At 65.5% G+C, this 16711-nt stretch carries 19 protein-coding genes and 1 tRNA gene; 13 read left to right on the top strand and 7 right to left on the bottom strand.

Going from position 1 to position 16711, the window contains the following annotated elements; genetic code table 11:
* Positions 1-53 precede the first annotated feature (53 nt).
* Positions 54-1151 carry a type IV pilus twitching motility protein PilT gene (locus KBY74_RS02310; protein WP_254941331.1) on the top strand — a complete coding sequence of 366 codons (1098 nt, stop codon included), beginning with the start codon at positions 54-56 and terminating at the stop codon, positions 1149-1151.
* 27 nt (positions 1152-1178) lie between these two features.
* Here the strand turns inward: KBY74_RS02310 and KBY74_RS02305 are convergent, their stop codons facing one another.
* Together KBY74_RS02305 and tsaD are read right to left on the bottom strand one after the other, a co-directional pair.
* On the bottom strand, positions 1179-1388 hold the full coding sequence (locus KBY74_RS02305; protein WP_254941324.1) for a chlorophyll a/b-binding protein: 210 nt from the start codon (positions 1386-1388) through the stop codon (positions 1179-1181).
* A 40-nt stretch (positions 1389-1428) separates the two neighbouring features.
* Positions 1429-2508 carry a tRNA (adenosine(37)-N6)-threonylcarbamoyltransferase complex transferase subunit TsaD gene (gene tsaD / locus KBY74_RS02300; RefSeq protein WP_254941323.1) on the bottom strand — a complete coding sequence of 360 codons (1080 nt, stop codon included), beginning with the start codon at positions 2506-2508 and terminating at the stop codon, positions 1429-1431.
* Positions 2509-2569: 61 nt separating this feature from the next.
* Between tsaD and KBY74_RS02295 the strand changes: the two genes are divergently transcribed.
* Both KBY74_RS02295 and psaJ read left to right on the top strand, forming a co-directional pair.
* Positions 2570-3064: a Photosystem I reaction center subunit III gene (locus tag KBY74_RS02295; protein WP_254941330.1), complete on the top strand. Its 495-nt coding sequence runs from the start codon at positions 2570-2572 to the stop codon at positions 3062-3064.
* Between the two features lie 54 nt (positions 3065-3118).
* Positions 3119-3235, top strand: coding sequence for a photosystem I reaction center subunit IX (gene psaJ, locus KBY74_RS02290; RefSeq protein ID WP_254941322.1), 117 nt, complete (start codon positions 3119-3121; stop codon positions 3233-3235).
* Between the two features lie 91 nt (positions 3236-3326).
* Here psaJ and gmk read toward each other — a convergent pair whose 3' ends face one another.
* A complete protein-coding gene (gene gmk / locus KBY74_RS02285) occupies positions 3327-3881 on the bottom strand; it encodes a guanylate kinase (RefSeq protein ID WP_254941321.1) in 555 nt (184 codons plus the stop codon).
* A 42-nt stretch (positions 3882-3923) separates the two neighbouring features.
* Between gmk and KBY74_RS02280 the strand changes: the two genes are divergently transcribed.
* The gene (locus tag KBY74_RS02280; RefSeq protein ID WP_254941320.1) at positions 3924-5630 is read left to right on the top strand and encodes an NFACT family protein; all 1707 of its coding nucleotides are present in this window, start codon (positions 3924-3926) and stop codon (positions 5628-5630) included.
* The gene (gene tatC, locus KBY74_RS02275) at positions 5627-6406 is read left to right on the top strand and encodes a twin-arginine translocase subunit TatC (RefSeq protein WP_254941319.1); all 780 of its coding nucleotides are present in this window, start codon (positions 5627-5629) and stop codon (positions 6404-6406) included. Before KBY74_RS02280 ends, tatC begins: the two co-directional genes overlap by 4 nt.
* Here tatC and KBY74_RS02270 read toward each other — a convergent pair.
* Positions 6403-6759, bottom strand: a complete 357-nt coding sequence (locus KBY74_RS02270; protein WP_261360220.1) for a DUF3067 family protein — start codon at positions 6757-6759, stop codon at positions 6403-6405. The two genes, tatC and KBY74_RS02270, sit on opposite strands and share 4 nt — an antisense overlap.
* A gap of 130 nt (positions 6760-6889) precedes the next feature.
* Here KBY74_RS02270 and petC point away from each other — a divergent pair, with 130 nt between their 5' ends.
* Genes petC through cobM form a run of 4 tightly spaced genes read left to right on the top strand, consistent with a single transcriptional unit; the run spans position 6890 to position 10055 of the window.
* On the top strand, positions 6890-7450 hold the full coding sequence (petC, locus tag KBY74_RS02265; RefSeq protein ID WP_106501698.1) for a cytochrome b6-f complex iron-sulfur subunit: 561 nt from the start codon (positions 6890-6892) through the stop codon (positions 7448-7450).
* Positions 7451-7498: 48 nt separating this feature from the next.
* Entirely contained in the window at positions 7499-8434 is a 936-nt protein-coding gene (gene petA, locus KBY74_RS02260; protein ID WP_254941317.1) for a cytochrome f, read from the top strand.
* Positions 8431-9291, top strand: a complete 861-nt coding sequence (gene lgt, locus KBY74_RS02255; protein WP_254941329.1) for a prolipoprotein diacylglyceryl transferase — start codon at positions 8431-8433, stop codon at positions 9289-9291. The genes petA and lgt overlap by 4 nt, the downstream gene beginning before the upstream one ends.
* A complete protein-coding gene (cobM, locus tag KBY74_RS02250) occupies positions 9288-10055 on the top strand; it encodes a precorrin-4 C(11)-methyltransferase (protein ID WP_254941316.1) in 768 nt (255 codons plus the stop codon). The genes lgt and cobM overlap by 4 nt, the downstream gene beginning before the upstream one ends.
* Before the next feature lie 7 nt (positions 10056-10062).
* Here the strand turns inward: cobM and KBY74_RS02245 are convergent, their stop codons facing one another.
* Positions 10063-11538, bottom strand: coding sequence for an FAD-dependent oxidoreductase (locus KBY74_RS02245; RefSeq protein ID WP_254941315.1), 1476 nt, complete (start codon positions 11536-11538; stop codon positions 10063-10065).
* A 69-nt stretch (positions 11539-11607) separates the two neighbouring features.
* Between KBY74_RS02245 and KBY74_RS02240 the strand changes: the two genes are divergently transcribed.
* Positions 11608-11679 (top strand) — tRNA-Val (locus KBY74_RS02240).
* Between the two features lie 66 nt (positions 11680-11745).
* Positions 11746-12498 (top strand): helix-turn-helix domain-containing protein, encoded by a 753-nt coding sequence (locus KBY74_RS02235; RefSeq protein ID WP_254941314.1) that lies wholly within the window; start codon positions 11746-11748, stop codon positions 12496-12498.
* Here KBY74_RS02235 and KBY74_RS02230 read toward each other — a convergent pair.
* Positions 12479-14089: a Ppx/GppA phosphatase family protein gene (locus KBY74_RS02230; protein WP_254941313.1), complete on the bottom strand. Its 1611-nt coding sequence runs from the start codon at positions 14087-14089 to the stop codon at positions 12479-12481. The genes KBY74_RS02235 and KBY74_RS02230 overlap by 20 nt on opposite strands.
* Before the next feature lie 91 nt (positions 14090-14180).
* Here KBY74_RS02230 and KBY74_RS02225 point away from each other — a divergent pair, with 91 nt between their 5' ends.
* Both KBY74_RS02225 and KBY74_RS02220 read left to right on the top strand, forming a co-directional pair.
* Positions 14181-15086, top strand: coding sequence for a 4-hydroxybenzoate polyprenyltransferase (locus tag KBY74_RS02225; RefSeq protein ID WP_254941312.1), 906 nt, complete (start codon positions 14181-14183; stop codon positions 15084-15086).
* The gene (locus tag KBY74_RS02220; RefSeq protein ID WP_254941311.1) at positions 15083-16012 is read left to right on the top strand and encodes an LD-carboxypeptidase; all 930 of its coding nucleotides are present in this window, start codon (positions 15083-15085) and stop codon (positions 16010-16012) included. The genes KBY74_RS02225 and KBY74_RS02220 overlap by 4 nt, the downstream gene beginning before the upstream one ends.
* Here KBY74_RS02220 and ispD read toward each other — a convergent pair.
* Positions 15975-16655 (bottom strand): 2-C-methyl-D-erythritol 4-phosphate cytidylyltransferase, encoded by a 681-nt coding sequence (gene ispD, locus KBY74_RS02215; protein ID WP_254941310.1) that lies wholly within the window; start codon positions 16653-16655, stop codon positions 15975-15977. The genes KBY74_RS02220 and ispD overlap by 38 nt on opposite strands.
* Positions 16656-16711: the final 56 nt, after the last annotated feature.

Here is a 16711-nt window from a genome sequence, read left to right as displayed (position 1 = left end):
CGTGACCTTTCCCCCCAGCTCCAGCAGCGGCGCCCCCTGCCCCCACCCCAGACATTGGAACTGCCCCCACCCGGGTAGATAACGGCAGCCAGCCCGACAGCCTCGAAGGCATCGTGCGCATCGCCAACGAAAGGGGCTACTCCGACGTGCACCTGGGAGTTGGAGAGGAACCCCGCTTCCGGGCCCGGGGGGAGATGGCTGGCACCGGTTGGCCCGTGACTGATGCGGCCACCTTCAGCGGCTGGATGAGAGAGATGCTCAGCCCCGTTGAAATCGACGCCTTCCAACGCGACAAGGAATTCGACGGCTCCCACGCCTTTTCCTTTGTGCGAGTGCGCATCAACCTGTTGGATTCGTTGCGGGGTCCGGCGATGGTGCTGCGGCTGATCCCCCAAAAGATCGCCACCATGGAAGATCTAAACCTGCCGCCAGTGCTCAAGGAGCTCGCGGCCCGGCCCAAGGGAATGATCCTGGTTACGGGCCCCACCGGCTCCGGCAAGAGCACCACCCTTGCCGCGATGATCGACTGGATCAATCGCAACATGTGCCGCCATATTCTCACCATCGAAGATCCGGTCGAATTCGTACACGAAAGTCGCCAATCTTTGATTCGACACCGGGAGGTTGGCCAGCACACCAAGGTGTTCCACAACGCCCTGCGGGCAGCCCTTCGGGAGGACCCCGATGTAATACTGATTGGGGAGATACGCGATCAAGAGACCCTGGCCACAGCCATCGAGGCCTCCCAGACAGGCCACTTGGTGTTTGGCACCTTGCACACAAACTCCGCCGTCAAAACCGTAGAACGGGTGCTGGGCATGTATCCCCCCAGTGAACAGGACAGTGTTCGGCGTGCGGTTTCAGAATCACTGCTCGGCGTAATAGCCCAGGGACTGCTTAAAACAACCGACGGCAAACGGGCCGCTTTTCACGACATATTAATCAACACCGACGCCTGCAAGGACTATATCCAGCGAGGCGAACTCGACGAGATCGAGGAGATCATGAAGCGCAGCGCTTTCGATGGCATGCAAACCGCAAATCAGTCGTTGCAGAAATTGGTGGAAGCCCACCGGGTTACCCCAGAGGATGCGATAGCCCAAAGCCTCAAGCCCAACGAGCTGTCTCAAGCGCTTCGCGGTCGCACCTAGGCACCCCAGGGATGCTGAAAATGTTTTTTAGTGGCTCGCCAGGCGGGCCACTAGCAGCACCGATAAGCCCACCGACAGACCCACCATGGCCAGCCGGCCGTTCCAGATCTCGGCTTGGGGGGTGAAACCGCGGCGCCAGGCATTGAGCTCAGTGGCACTCACCGGCTCAAACCCGTCGGGCACCTGCTCAATATCGACGGTGTCTTGCAGCCCGCGCTCGCGGTTGAGGGTGGTCATCGGGCCGCACCAATACCGGAGGGATTTCAGTTTACGACGATTAAAAGCACGGTTGTGATTCGTAAAGCAAGCCGGCTTGCTCCAGGGGCAGCCGGGCAGCCACGCCCAGGTCAAAGCAGCTGCTCTGGCCGCCGGCCAGGCGCTGGGCCCCAGCCACCCCGATCATGGCGGCGTTATCGGTGCAGTAGGCCAGCGGAGCCACCCGCCAAGCCAGGCCATCGAGCCCGCAGCGCTGCTCCAACAGCTGCCGCAGCCGCCGATTGGCGGCCACGCCACCCACCAGCACCAGCGTGCCCAGGCCCTGCTCACGGGCGCAGCGGCAACTGCGCTCCACCAACACCTGAGCCACCACCTGCTCAAAGCTGGCCGCTAGATCAGCCAGCGGCAACGGCTCGCTGCCTGCCCGGTGCTCAGCCTGATGCTCAGCCTCCAAAGCGCGCACCTGGCGCAGCATCGCTGTCTTGAGGCCGCTGAAACTGAAGTCGTAGGGATAAAAGCCGCCCTCCGGCCGCGACACCCGGCCCTTGGGCAAGGCAAAGCGAAGGGGGTCGCCGTTCTGCCCAGCCGCCTCAATCGCCGGACCACCCGGGTATCCGAGCCCAAGCAGGCGGGAGACCTTGTCGAAGGCTTCGCCGGCGGCATCGTCGTGGCTGCGGCCCAAGCGGACGTAGCGACCTGGCCCGTCAACCCGCAACAACTCGGTATGGCCGCCGCTGACCAGCAGCACCAGGTAGGGACCGGGGGGCAGGGGCTCGCCCAGCTGCACCGAGCAGAGATGACCTTCCAGGTGATGAACAGCCACAAAGGGCTTGCCATGCAGCCTCGCCAGGGTGCGGCCCGTGACCGAGGCCACCAGCAGGGCCCCCACCAGGCCCGGCGCGGCGGTGGCGGCGATGCCATCAAGCTCCGCCATGGTCACGCCGCTGTCGCGGCACACCTGCTCAATCAGCTGGGGCAGGGCCTCGACGTGTCGCCGCGAGGCGATTTCCGGCACCACGCCACCCCAGCGGGCGTGCTCCTCCACCTGGGAGGCGACGGCACTGGCGAGCACCGTCTGATCACGCACAATCGCTGCCGCCGACTCGTCACAACTTGTTTCGAGGGCCAGAACCAATGGCATTGGACTTCAACAGCTCCCGTACTGTCCAGGAGTGTCATCCTGCCCCGCGGCCTTGCGTCCGATGCGCCGTCTTTTCTCCCGCCGACTCTTCGCGGTTCTGCTCTCCGCCTTCCTGTTGCTCGGCTTCGCCCCTGCGGCCAAAGCCGACGTGGCAGGACTGACCCCCTGCTCCGAGAGCGCCCGCTTCCAGCAGCGCGCTGCTACCGCCAAAACCGATCAGGCCAAGGCGCGCTTCGCGATGTACAGCCAGGCCGTATGTGGTGCCGATGGCCTGCCCCACCTGATCGTTGATGGTCGCTGGAACCATGCCGGTGATTTCATGATCCCTGGCATTGCCTTCCTCTACATCGCTGGCTGCATTGGCTGGGCTGGTCGCAACTATCTGCGCGCCATCCGCGGTGACAAGGATGCCGCCATGAAGGAGATCCAGATCGATCTGCCCCTGGCATTCAAGAGCACCCTGGCAGCCGCGACCTGGCCCCTGGCAGCCTTCGGCGAGCTCACCAGCGGCAAGCTGCTCGAATCCGACGACAAGGTCACGGTTTCCCCTCGCTGAGCGGTTTCCCCGATCTGAGCGCGACCGGATCCCGACTTCACCCCTCCTCTAACCATGAAAAAGTTCCTCACCACCGCTCCGGTGTTTGCTGCCATCTGGTTCACAGCCACGGCAGGAATTCTGATCGAATTCAATCGCTTCTTCCCCGACTTGCTGTTCCATCCCCTCTGATCAGACCCCTCTGATCAGAGGGGTCTGATCAGTCAATTCTGATAAGCCGCGGCCCCCCGGGGCCGCTTTTTTTTTCCCGTGCCTAGCCGCCCTAGCCCAGCAGCTGCTCCAACTCAGCGAGGGCCAGCTCCAGTTCGCCGTTGACAAGCACCGCGTCAAATTCCGGCGCCGCAGCCAGCTCCACCTTGGCCCGCTCCAGCCGCCGGCCAATCGCCTCCTCGCTGTCGGTGCCGCGGCCGCGGATACGCCGCTCAAGCTCCTCAAAACTGGGGGGCTCAACAAAAATCTGGAAAGCCTCGGCAAAACTTTGGCGCACCTGGCGTGCCCCCTCCAGCTCGATCTCAAGCAGCACGGGCCTGCCTGCAGCTAGCTGGGCCTGCACCGGTTGGCGGGGGGTGCCGTAGAGGTTGCCGGCAAATTCGGCCCACTCCAGAAAACCACCCTCAGCCACCTGGCCTTCAAAGGCGTCACGAGTCAGGAAGAAGTAGTGCTGGCCATCCAGCTCACCGGCGCGGGGGGCGCGGGTGGTGGCTGAGATCGATAGCCAGATCTCCGGATGAAGTAGCAGCAGCCTTTGCACCAAGGTGCCCTTGCCGACTCCACTAGGACCAGTGATCAAGGTGAGACGGCCGGGCAAGGCGCTCATGGCGGGCGACAGCTCTGGCCTGCAGAGTAGAAGCCAGCGTCCGTGTTGCCCTGCCAAGCCGGGTCCCCCTCCCGCCTGCAGGCAGTAGACGTCACGACCCTGCGGGCGGTGCTGGCCGAGTGGCGGCCGCTGCTGCTGCCAAGTCGCTTCGAGAAGGCCCAGCAGGCCAGCCCCCAGGCCCTGCAGATCGGCCTGCGCAGCCTTAGCGGTAGCCACTGGCTCGAGCTCAGCTGGCAGGCGGAAGCGGCTCGGCTGCACACAATCCCGCCGCCACCCCGCCAAGGGGATGGCAGCACTCTGGCCCAGCAGCTGCAGCACGGCCTCAAGGGTCTGGCCCTCATAGAAATCCAGCAGCAGGGCTGGGAGCGGGTGGTGGAGCTCGGCTTCGCCAGGCGTCCCGGTGAGCCCGTGCTGCGCTGGCTGGTGGTGGAGCTGATGGGCCGCCACAGCAACCTGCTGCTGCTCGACGCCGACCGCCAGGTAGTGGCCCTGGCCCGCCAGGTGAAACCCCAGCAATCACGCCTACGGCCGATCGGCACCGGCGACCCTTATCAACCGCCCCCGCCCCTGGCGGGCGAGCCGCCGCGGCTGGAGGAGAGCTTTGGGAGCTGGCAGCGCCGTCTGCGCCTAGTGCCCCTGCCCCTGCAGCAGGCCCTGCGTGATGCCTACCAGGGCATCAGTCCGGCCTTACTGCGCCAGCTACTGCCCTGCGGATGGGGCGAACTGAGCGTGGACAGCATCAGTCCGGAGCAATGGCAGCAGTTGTGGCAAGGCTGGCGCCAGTGGCTTGAAGCCGTGCAGATGGGGCGATTCAGCTGGCAGCTCGAACCGGCCGGCTACCGCTGCTGGGCTGGATCCAGCGGCGATACCCCTGCCGCAAATCCAGCCCTTGCAATAAACCAAGGCATGGCCGCCTATTTCAGCGAGCACCTCGGCGCCCAGCTGCTTGTGCAGCAGCGCCAGCAGCTGCAGCACCGCTTGCAGGCCACAGTCGAGCGCGAAAGCCGCCAGGCCAGCGAGCAGCAAGCCCTGCTGGATGCGGTGCCTGAAGGGGAAGCTCTGCAGCGCCGCGCCGATGCCCTGCTCAGCCAGCTACAGCCGAGCCGCCAGTGCATTGAAGAGGCACAGAAGCTCTACAAAACCGCCCGCAAGCGGCGGCGCTCGGTGGCGGCGATCACCCCCAGGCTGGAGCAGCACAGGCAGCGCTTAGCAAGCCTCGAAGCCAGCCTCACCTACCTGGAGCAGGCCGACAGCCTCGAACAGGTGGGCAGCCTGGCTGCCGAGCTCGAAGCCCTACTGGCTGAGCGCGGCCAGCGCAAACCAGCGGGGGGTCGCCAGAGGCGGCGGGCTGGGGCGATCGAGGGGGTGCCCCAACCCCTGGAGCTGCACACACCTTCCGGTTTGCCTGTACAAATTGGCCGCAACCACCGCCAAAACGAATGGATCGCCTTTCGCCAGGCGCGCCGCGGCGATCTCTGGTTCCACGCCCAGGAGCTGCCCGGCAGCCATGTGGTGCTGAAAAGCTCGGAGCGACCGGCTAGCGATGCGGATTTGCAGGCCGCAGCCGATCTGGCCGCTCACTACAGCAGGGGCCGAGGCAACCGGCGGGTGCCGGTGGTGATGGTGCCCTCCGAGGAGTTACAACGCATTCCTGGTGCAGCGCCCGGTACCGTGCGCCATCGTGGCGGCTCCGTGCTGTGGGGAGAACCTCAGCGGGCTCTTAGCCTGCTGATGGAGCAGAAACGATGAGCGCCGAACCCGAAATTTCAGCCAAGCGCCTCGCCGCGCCCGAACCGGGGCCTGGAGAATTTCCAGCCGAGGTGGAGATGAGCCTTGTGGACCATCTCGAGGAGCTACGCCGCCGCGTGCTGCGCAGCCTGCTGGCGGTAGTGGTGGCGGCAGCAGCCTGCCTTGTCGCCGTTAAACCATTGGTGCGGCTGCTGGAAGTGCCAGCGGAGGGCATCCGCTTTCTGCAGCTGGCCCCGGGCGAATTTTTGTTTGTGTCGTTCAAAGTGGCGGGCTACGCCGGGCTCACCTTGGCCCTGCCCTACGTGCTCTACGAGGGTCTGGGGTTCGTGCTGCCCGGACTTACCCGGCGGGAGCGGCGGCTGGTGGCCCCGGCGGTAGCTGGCTCGGCGGTGCTGTTTGCGGCGGGGCTGGCCTTCGCCTGGTGGGCACTGGTGCCCGCGGCCCTGCGCTTCCTGGTGAGCTACGGCGCCGACGTGGTCGAACCGAGTTGGTCGATCGAGCGCTACCTCGACTTCGTGCTGCTGCTGATGGTGGCCACCGCGCTGGCATTTCAACTGCCAGTGCTGCAGTTATTGCTCGGCGCCCTTGGCCTGGTGAAGGCCCAGCCCATGCTGGCGGGCTGGCGCTGGGTGGTGTTGGCAAGCGCCCTGGCGGGGGCCGTGTTGACCCCATCCACCGACCCCGTAACGATGCTGCTGCTCTCCGGGGCGATCACGGCCCTCTACCTAGTCGGCGTTGGCCTGGTGGCCTGCACCGAACGGCTGCGGCCCGCCTAGAGCAAAAATTCGCTGGCCCGGCCGGCCGGGATCTCCAACGCCAGACCCATGGCCTTTCCCTGCCTCGGCTTATCGGAGGTGGTGGCCAGCCAGCTGCGCACCTGATCAGCCACCCCCAAGCCGTTCAGCAAACCCACCAGTTCCTCGAGCTTGCTGCGGTAGCCCTCCTCCGTGAGCGGAAAGGATTGCTGCTCTAAGTAAGCCCACATCACCTGTAGATAGAGCCGGCCGCGACGCTGCACCAGCTGCAGGTCGTAGGAAGCCTGCCAACGGGTTTGCAGTAGATCCAAAACCTCTTGCGCAGACAGGGGCGAACCTGGCTCAGGGGGTGGGGGGAGGGCACTGGAGGGCAGGGACACGCCCAAGCTCACGCGATGGATTGCACAACAGCATGTTGCAGGCCCAGGGGCCAGCCGGCTGCACCGCCCCGGAGCCGCACAGGCAAGGTTCATAATGAGCGCCACATTGTCCCGGCGCGTCTTCATGACCCAGATGCCAGCGAGCGCTTCAAATAGCGCCTCCAACGGTGATGTGCCCGGAATGGGCCGCCGGCAGTTCATGAACCTGCTGACCTTCGGGTCTGTGACCGGTGTGGCCCTGGGTGCCCTTTATCCAGTGGCTCGTTATTTCATCCCCCCCAAGGCGGCAGGCGGCGGCGGCGGCACCACCGCTAAAGACGAGCTCGGCAACAGCGTCACTGCCAGCGGCTGGCTCAGCAGTCATAAGGAGGGCGATCGCAGCCTGGTGCAGGGCCTCAAAGGAGATCCCACCTACTTGCTCGTTGAGGGCAATGACGCCATCGGCAGCTACGGCATCAACGCCATCTGCACTCACCTTGGCTGTGTAGTGCCCTGGAACAGCGGTGCCAATAAGTTCATGTGCCCCTGCCATGGCTCCCAGTACGACGCCACCGGCAAAGTGGTGCGCGGTCCAGCGCCCCTCTCCTTGGCCCTGGCTCACGTTTCTGTAGACAACGACAACGTTTTCCTTAGCCAGTGGAGCGAAACCGACTTCCGCACCGGCGACAAGCCCTGGTGGGCCTGATTACCCCGATCCAGCTTTTCTTCTCCCTGTCTGTCGCCTGATCTCGTGATGCGTCGTTCCCTTTCCCTGCTGCTCGGCTCCCTGATCGCCTTCGCCGTGCTTTTGACCGGCGCCAGCCCCAGCTGGGCCTATCCCTTCTGGGCCCAGCAGAACTACGCCAGCCCCCGGGAGGCCACCGGCAAGATCGTCTGCGCCAACTGCCACCTAGCCAAGAAGGCCACCCGGGTGGAAGTGCCCCAGGCCATTTTCCCTGACACGGTGTTCAAGGCCGTGGTGGAAATCCCCTACGACGCCAGCGTTCAGCAGGTGGCCGGCGATGGCAGCCGCACCGGTCTCAATGTCGGCGCTGTGGTGATGCTTCCAGATGGCTTCACCCTTGCCCCGCAAGACCGCCTCAGCGAGGAGCTGAAGGAGGAAACTGCCGGCATTTATTACACCCAGTATTCCGACGACCAACCCAACATCCTGTTGGTGGGCCCTATCTCCGGTGATGAGCACCAAGAGATCGTTTTCCCGATTCTTTCTCCTGATCCCGCCACCGACAGCAGCATCCACTTCGGCAAATACCAGCTGCATGTGGGCGGCAACCGTGGCCGCGGCCAGGTGTATCCCACCGGCGAGAAGAGCAACAACGGCGTGTTCAACTCCCCCGTAACTGGCACGGTGTCAGCAATCACTGCCGGTGATAACGGCGCTTCCCTGGTGGAGATCACCGCCGCAGATGGCACCACAGCCACTGAAACAGTGCCGGCTGGCCCCACCATCCTTGCGGCTGTTGGTGATGCAGTTGTTGCCGGTTCACCGATCACCAACGACCCCAACGTGGGTGGCTTCGGACAGATTGATGCCGAGGTGGTGCTGCAAAACCCTGTGCGCATCTACGGTTTGTTGGCATTCTTTGCCGCAATCGCCCTGGCCCAGATCTTGCTGGTGCTCAAGAAGCGCCAGGTTGAAAAGGTTCAGGCTGCTGAAGGCTTGATCTGAGCAGCGTGCTTGCCATCTTCACCTCCCCGGGGCCCCTGGTTTTCCAGCTGGGCCCCTTTGCCTTGCGCTGGTACGGCCTGCTCATCGCCGTGGCCGTGTTGCTGGGCCTCAGCCTGGCCACCCGGCTCGGCCGGGCTCGAGGCATTGAGCCATCCCTGATTGCCGATCTCCTGCCCCTGATGGTCCTGGGGGCCGTGATCGGGGCCCGCATTTACTACGTCGCGCTCGAGTGGCGCCAGTATTCCGGCAACTGGCTTGATGCGATCGCCATCTGGCGCGGTGGCATCGCCATCCACGGCGCCCTGCTGGGCGGCGCCCTTGCCACGATGCTGTTTTGCCGCTGGCGCCGTCAGCCCTTCTGGCAGCTGCTCGACGTGCTGATGCCCGCCGTGGCCCTCGGCCAGGCGATTGGCCGCTGGGGAAATTTCTTTAATTCCGAGGCCTTCGGCTTGCCTACGGATCTTCCCTGGAAACTGCAGATCCCCGCGGCCAGCCGCCCAGCTGAATTTTTTGAGCAGCTCTACTTTCACCCCACCTTCCTCTACGAATCCCTTTGGAATCTCGGGGTGTGCGCCCTACTGCTGGGGCTATTTCGGGCCGCCAGTCGCGGCCGCATTCAGCTGCTGCCTGGAGCACTCAGCTGCGTATATCTGATGGCCTACAGCAGCGGCCGAGTGTGGATTGAAGGGCTGCGCCTAGACCCCCTCTGCCTGCTCTCCGAGCCGCCCTTCTGTGATGGCGGTCTGCGCATGGCGCAGCTGGTCAGCCTGCTGTTGATTGCCCTTGGCGGCGTTGGCCTCTGGTGGCTCTACCGCCGCCACCGCCCCCTACCCGACCCCAGTGGAGTAACCACTTGAATAACAAGCCTGTCTGGATAGTTGGTGCCGGGCCCGGCGCACCCGACCTGCTCACCCTGCGCGCCGCCCACCTGCTGGAGCAGGCGGAGGTGTTGGTGTGGACCGACTCCCTAATCAATCCCCAGATCGCAGCCCTGGCTCCCGAGAGCTGTGAGCAGGTGCGCACCAGCACCCTCACGCTGGAGCAGGTGATGGAGGTGGTGCTGGATCGGGCCCGTGCCGGCAAAACCGTGGTGCGGCTCCACGATGGGGATCCTTGCCTCTACGGCGCCATCGCCGAGCAAATTTGCCGCCTAGCCGATGCCGGTATCGGCGTTGAGGTAGTGCCCGGCTTGAGTGCCTACCAGGCCACCGCATCGGCCCTGCAGAGCGAGCTCACCATCCCTGGCCTGGTGCAGACGATCGTGCTGAGCCGCGCTGGCGGACGCACCGGCGTGCCGGAGCGGGAGGCACTGGAGCGGCTGGCAGCCCTGCGCGCTTCCCTTTGCCTCTACCTCAGTGCTCGCCACGTCGAAGAGGTGCAAACCGAGCTGCTGCGCCACTACCCCGCTGACACTCCCGTGGCCATTGGCTACCGGGTGAGCTGGCCTGATGAGTGGATCAAGGTGGTTCCCCTGGCCGACATGGCCCGGGTGAGCCAGGAACGGCAGTTGATCCGCACCACCCTCTACGTGGTGAGCCCGGCGCTGGCGGCGCCGGCGGAGGCCCGTTCTCGCCTCTACTCAGCAAGCCACAATCACCTCTTCCGCGGCGGCGCTAGCTGAAAAGGCATCAGCCCGCCTCGCCATAAAGCTCCCGGGCCAAGCGCTGCCGATCGAAGCCACAGCCGAGCCGCTCGACGATCGCCTCCAGGTCCCGGGCGGCATTACCCAGGCAGCAGGTGCCCCCAGGCGAAGGGGTGACGTTGAACACAAGGCCTGGCCGGGCCGCGATGCTGGCCTCGCCAAGCATCAGCTTGCGGTTGGCCTTATCGATCAGCTGGGGGCGCACGCCGCCATAGCCCTCAGCGAAGCTGAGATCCTCGAGGCGCATGTCGGGCACGATCTTGCGAGCATCTGCCAAAAACAATCGCCGCCTCAGCCAGGGCACCTCAAACAGCAGATTTTTAAAGATGTAATTGCGGATATCAGCGATGCGAAAGAGCTGCCAGAACACGGCCAGCACTGCCCAATCGAGCCGCAGCACCTTCAGAAACTCCCAAAACGAGGCTGGCTTGTAGCGCTCCAGCAGGGGCAGCAAAAGGGCGGTGGGGCCAAAACGGGTTTTGCCAGGGGCCCGCACGTCGGGGTCGCCGTGAATGGCGGCAAAGGGCAGCTTGTCGTTCTGCACCGTATAGACCTTGCCCCGGAGCAAATCCGGTGTGAAGTAAAAGCTGCCGGCCACCGGCAGGCAGGAATACTCCAGTCCGTAGCCCATGCGCTGGGCCATCAGCAGGCTGTGGGCTCCGGCATTCACCACCACGTGCCGGGCCCAAACGCTGTGGGGCGCAACCGGGGTGCCATCAACAGCCAAACCCGAGCTGCAGCCGGGGGTGGGGGCCAGCTCCACCCGGTAGCCATCGCCCTCAGGCGTAATCGCGACCACGCTGGTGCCTAGCTGCACCGTGAGCTGGCGCGGCGTTCCAGCCACCGCCGCCTCCGCCTGGGCCACGAACGAGGCCGATAGCTCCTCGTAGTCCACGGCGGTGTACGTGCGGCGGATGCCGATCGCTACCAGCTCCTCCGGGCGCAACTCCCCCTGCACCAGTCCCACCTGGGGCTCCCACTCGGCGATCTGGGGCTTCTCGAGCAGCTCCATTGCCGGAAAGTGGGGTGAGAAGCGAGCAAAGCGCTCCCGCAGGAAGGTGCACTCGCGCTCGCCCACCCCCAGCACCATTTTTGGAGTGCGAAACACACAGAGCTCGCGGCTGGCTGGATCAAGCAGCTCGGCGTAGTTCACGATCATCTCGGCGGTGCGCTTCACCCGCACCGCCTTCTCGAGCGTGTAGTTGGTCTCGATGTCGCCGCAGTGAATCGTCTGGCTGTTGTTGGTGGCCTTGGAGTTCACCCTGGCCAGGACGTCGTAGCGCTCCACCAGCAGGATGCGGCCCAAATCGGTGTAGCGGGCCAGCTGGAACAGCAGGGCCGTGCCGCACACCCCGCCTCCCACGATCAATACGTCCACTGGCTGATCAACATCCACAGGCTGGCTCAAGTCCAGAGGGGCCGTGGCTGGCTTGGGATCGGCTCCTTCGGGGTTGGCGCTCACGCAAGGCGACTGGCTCTTAGCCCATGGTGACCGATCGACTGCCTGTGGTGTTTTAAGCTCTGGTAGTGCGGGCGATTAGCACAGCGGTAGCGCACTTCCTTCACACGGAAGGGGTCACTGGTTCGAATCCAGTATCGCCCATTTCAACGGCTAGACCGCATCAAATTTGCCTGCAGAATGCCTAAATCTGCTGACCTCGCTGTTGTGGTGTCGGATTCTCCCAACCCCGAGGCCTTATCCGCCCTGCGCTGCCTGGGTCAGACGCTGCGCCAGGGCCGGGAGGTCCAAGGTCTCGAACTGGGCGTGCTGGCAGCCCGTCTAAACATGGGAGTCGAACAACTTCAGGCCCTGGAAGAAGCCGACGCCAGCCGATTGCCGGAACCGGTGTTTGTGATCGCCCAGGCCCGCAGAATCGCCAGCAGCCTGGCCATCAACATCGATGGCCCCCTGCAAACCCTGCGCGATAGCGGCCAGTTTCAAGCCAAGCCGATCAAGGTGGCCGAACTGACCCAGCGCGCCCCAACCAGACCGGCACAAACCAGTGGCCGACTGGCCATCACAGCAGCAATCCTGGTCGCCCTCAGCGGCGCCGGCGCCGCGGGCTGGCAGCAGTGGCAGCGTCACCAGGCCCGCCCAACCCAGCCGCAAGCGCAGCCCCAGCTGCTGAGCGAGATTTCCCCAGCAGACAGGAGCAAAGAGAGAGAAAGTGGCAGCCTCAAGCCCGATCAGCTGCAACTGACGAGCAGCCAGCCCAGCTGGCTCGAAATAAAAACAAAAACCGGGACCACTCTGTTCCGTGGCACCTTCACAGGTGAGCGGAGCTTCCCCCTTGGCTCAGGGCTTGAGGTGCTGGCAGGGCGTCCCGACCTGGTGCGCACCCAAATGGGAGGCGGTGCTCCTCAGCCCATGGGACCCATTGATCAGGTGCGTTGGCGCAGCTTCAGAGCTCCGGCACCCTGAGACCAAGGCCGCAGGATTCCTGCACCACTTCGGCGCAGGATCTCAAGCTCCAGCGCTCCAAGCTGAGATCCGGAGCTGGCTCACCAGGGGCGGCCGCCAGGGGCTCGAGGCCAACGCAAACAGCATTTTGCCTTGACGTCACCTGCAGGGCCGCAATCACCGCAGCGGGCCGGCGATCTAGGGCCGCCGCCAAACGCAACAGCAAGGCCATCGACGTAACGGTGCGGCGCTGGTCGCGGTCTTCGATCAGCTGCCACGACTCATGGCGCTTCTTCGGCAGGCTGCGGCGGTGATAGCGGCCAATCGCCGCCACCATCAGGTGCTCGGATTCGGAGTAGCCCAGCAGCTCGCCGTGGCGGATCAAATACCAGCTGTGCTTGTGATAAGCGGAGATATTGATGCTCTTGCCACAGGTATGCAATTGGGCGGCGGCCCAGAGCAGCTCCCGGCCCGGTCCCTCGTCGTGGTGCAGCAGCCCCCGCGACTGGTCGTAGAGGCTGAGGGCGTGGGAGGCCACCCGATCGGCCCGAGCCCGATCGACACCAAAGCGCTGGGCCAGGTGCAGCACGGTGCGCTGGCGAATAGTGCTCTGGAAGGCAAAGCGATCTCCCAGCAGGCCGTTGCGCAGCATCCAGTCCACAATCAAGCCCTCCCGCAGGGCCCGATCACAAACCACCAGCTCCCGCACGCCGAGCATCGCCATCGCCGTCTGCAAAATCAGGGCGCCTGGCACGATGATTTCGGCCCGGCGGTCATTGATGGCGGGCAAGGCGCGGCGCTGCTCCGGCGTCATCGCCAGGAGCCGGGCGGTGAGCTGGTCGATGCGCTCACGGCTGAGCCTGTAGCCCTGCAGCTTTAGCGGCGGCTTGGGATCTTCAGCAGCCGCCAGCGCCGCTAGGGCCATGGCTGTGCCGCTGGTACCCACCATCAGCGGCTGTTCGCCCCGCCGCAGCGCCGCCTTCACCTCAGCTACGGCAGGGTCGAGGGCGCCCTGGATGTAAGCCTGCAGGAAGGAGCGACGTTCAACCGGAAGGGGGTCCTGCTGACAAAACTCCCGCTGCAGGCGCACCGCGCCGATGCGGGTGCTGCTGAAGGAGCGGCCGTCCCGGCCATCGGCCAGCACCAATTCGGTGGAGCCGCCACCGATATCAATAATCAAGTGGGGCTGGTCGCCGAAAGCCATGCCCGAAAGCACACCCAAGTAGATCAGTCGCGCCTCCTCGGGCCCGCTCACCAGATCCACCTCCAGGCCCAGTTGCTCCTGCAGCGCCACCAGGAAATCCCTGCCATTGGGGGCCTCCCGCACGGCACTGGTGGCCGCCGTGACGATCTGCTCCACCCCATGGCTAAGGGCCAGATCGCGATCGTGGCGCAGGGTGCGAAAAGCCCGCTCGATCGCCTCGGCACTGAGGTCACCGCTATGGGGATCCCTATCGCCAAGCCGGGTGGTGGCCTTCTCAGCCAGCACCACACTGAAACTGCTCAGCTCCGGATCCACCTCTGCCACCAGCAGGTGAATCGAGTTGGTGCCGATGTCGATCGCGGCCACCCGGCGGCGACCGGCCAGCTGAAGGTTGGGGGCCTGAACCATCAAGCTCAGCAACTGCCACTTGGGGCGCTACTTTGCCACCCTCTGCCCATCCCACCGGCACACCTAGGGTGCGGCACGACGAAAAGGGGGCATGGCCAATTTGACGCGCGGCACCCGTCTGGGGGCCTGGCTGGAGCTGGTGCGCTGGCACAAGCCCAGTGGCCGCCTGATCCTGCTGATTCCAGCTGGCTGGAGCCTCTGGCTCACCCCAAACGCCCCACCGGCGCCGCTGTTGGTGGGATTAATAGTGCTGGGAGGATTGGCGGTGAGCGCGGCCGGCTGCATCGCCAACGACCTCTGGGACCGCCGCATCGACCCCTTGGTGGAGCGCACCCGCAGCCGTCCCCTGGCCGATGGCCGCGTTGGCGTTGGCGAGGCGATAGGCCTGCTGCTGCTCAGCCTTGTCGTCGCCTTGGCAGTGCTGCTGGTGCTGATGTGGGGGTTGCCCGCCGCCAGTCGCAACCTCTGCCTGCTGCTAGCAATCGCGGCCCTGCCGCCAGTGCTGCTCTACCCCTCGGCTAAACGCTGGTTTGGTTACCCCCAACTGGTACTGGCCCTCTGCTGGGGTTTTGCGGTGCTGATCCCCTGGTCCGTTGCCACCGGCTCCCTGGCCGGCGGCTGGCCCCTGGCCCTGGTATGGCTGGCCACCTTGCTTTGGACCTTCGGCTTCGACACGGTTTACGCCATGGCCGACCGGGATGACGACCGGGCCATCGGCGTGCGCAGCAGTGCCCTCAGCCTGGGCGGCCGGGCCCCCCTGGCGGTGGCGATCAGCTACGGCCTCGCCGCCCTGGCCCTGGGGCTAGCCGCCGGCCTGCAAGGCAGCGGCTGGATCAGCTGGCCGTTGGGTCTGCTGGCAGCAGCCGGCATGCAGCGCGAAGCGGCCCTGCTGCGCCACCCCAACCTGGCCCGGTCCGCCTACGGCCGCCACTTCAGCCGCCAGGTGCAGCTGGGAGGGCTGCTGCTGCTTGCCCTGGTGCTGGGGCAACTGCCATGAGCCAGGTCACACATCAGCCCTCACCGCTGCGGCCAGGGGATCGGGTGCAGCTGGTGGCCGCAAGCTCGGCCCTGCTGGGCGAAGACGCCTTGGCGCGCCTTGAGGCGGGCATCGCCGTGCTGGAGGGCTGGGGGCTGGAGGTAGAGCGCACGCCGCTGCACGGGCGCCAGTGGGGCTATCTGGCCGGCCAAGACCAACAGCGCCGCGGCGACCTGGAAGCTGCCGCCAGGCGGGGCGCCGAACTGCTGGCCTGTGTGCGGGGCGGCTGGGGAGCGGCCCGGTTGTTGGAAGCACCCCTGGCCCTGCCAGCTCGCTGGCTGCTTGGTTTCTCCGACGTCACCTCCCTGCTCTGGGCCCAACTAGCCCAGGGGCAGGGAGGTGCCATCCACGGGCCGCTGCTCACCACCCTGGCCGCCGAACCCGCCTGGAGCCAGGAGCGGCTGCGGTGCCTGTTGTTTGGCGAACCCGTGGGCGACCTTCAGGGCGAGGGCTGGTGTGGCGGCAGCGCCGCAGGCCCCCTGCTGGCCGCCAACCTCACCGTGGCCACCCACCTGCTGGGTACGCCGTATCTGCCGGATCTGCGCGGCGCCATTTTGGTGCTCGAAGACGTGGGCGAAGCGCCATACCGAATCGAGCGCATGCTCACCCACTGGCGGCTGTGCGGTGGGCTGCAGCAGCTGGCCGGCATCGGCCTGGGGCAGTTCACAGACTGCGATGAAAACCCGGCCGAAGCAGATCGTTTCAGCCTCGAGCAGGTGCTCCGAGAGCGCACAAGCGATCTCGGCATCCCCGTGGTGAGCAACTTGCCCATGGGTCATGTGGCGGGCAATGCGGCCCTACCCCTAGGTGCCTGGGCCGAGCTCGATGGCAGCAGCGGCCAGCTGCGGATCAGCAGCGCGAAGCAAGCACCGCCGCTGCCACGGTGAGATCGAAAGGGGTGGTGAGCTTGATGTTGGAGGCAGGCGCCTCCAACACCTGCACCGCCAAACCCAGCCGCTCAAACAGGGCCGCATCGTCGGTGACGCTCCAGCCCTGCTCCGTGGCGGTTGCATGCGCAGCCCGCAGCTGCTGAACCGGAAAACCCTGGGGAGTTTGGGCTGCCCACAACCAGCTGCGATCTGGGGTGGCCGTGATGGTGCCAGCTCCATCCACCTGCTTGATCGTGTCGGTTACGGGGGTGGCGGCGATCACCGCTGCGCCTTGCTGCACCGCAGCGGCACAGCGGGCCAGCAGCTCCGGCTCGACAAGACAGCGAGCCCCGTCGTGGATCAGCACCCCACCAGCAGCTGCCGGCAAGGCCGCCAGCCCCCGGCTCACCGACTCCTGACGGGTGTCACCACCCTCAATCCACTGCACCGGCAGGTCAGGCTGAGCTTCAGCCACAATCGCCGCTATCGCGGCTGCATCAACGGGCTGGCCCACGATGCCGATCCAGCTAATGGAGGGGCAGGCGAGGGCTGCATCGAGGGTCCAGGCCAGCACCGACCGCCCCGCCACCGGCAACAGCAGCTTGTTGCCGGTGGCCCCCATGCGGCGGCCGCTGCCGGCTGCGGCGATCAGCAAATGCACAAGCGACTCCCGCGAGACGGGTCAATCCGAATCTGATCCATACAATCAGGCCGCCG

Source organism: Cyanobium sp. A1C-AMD, from assembly GCF_024346495.1.
In the GTDB taxonomy this organism is placed as follows: domain Bacteria; phylum Cyanobacteriota; class Cyanobacteriia; order PCC-6307; family Cyanobiaceae; genus Cyanobium_A; species Cyanobium_A usitatum.
The sequence above is the reverse complement of the archived record's forward strand: the minus strand, read 5'-3'. Positions and strand labels throughout refer to the sequence as shown.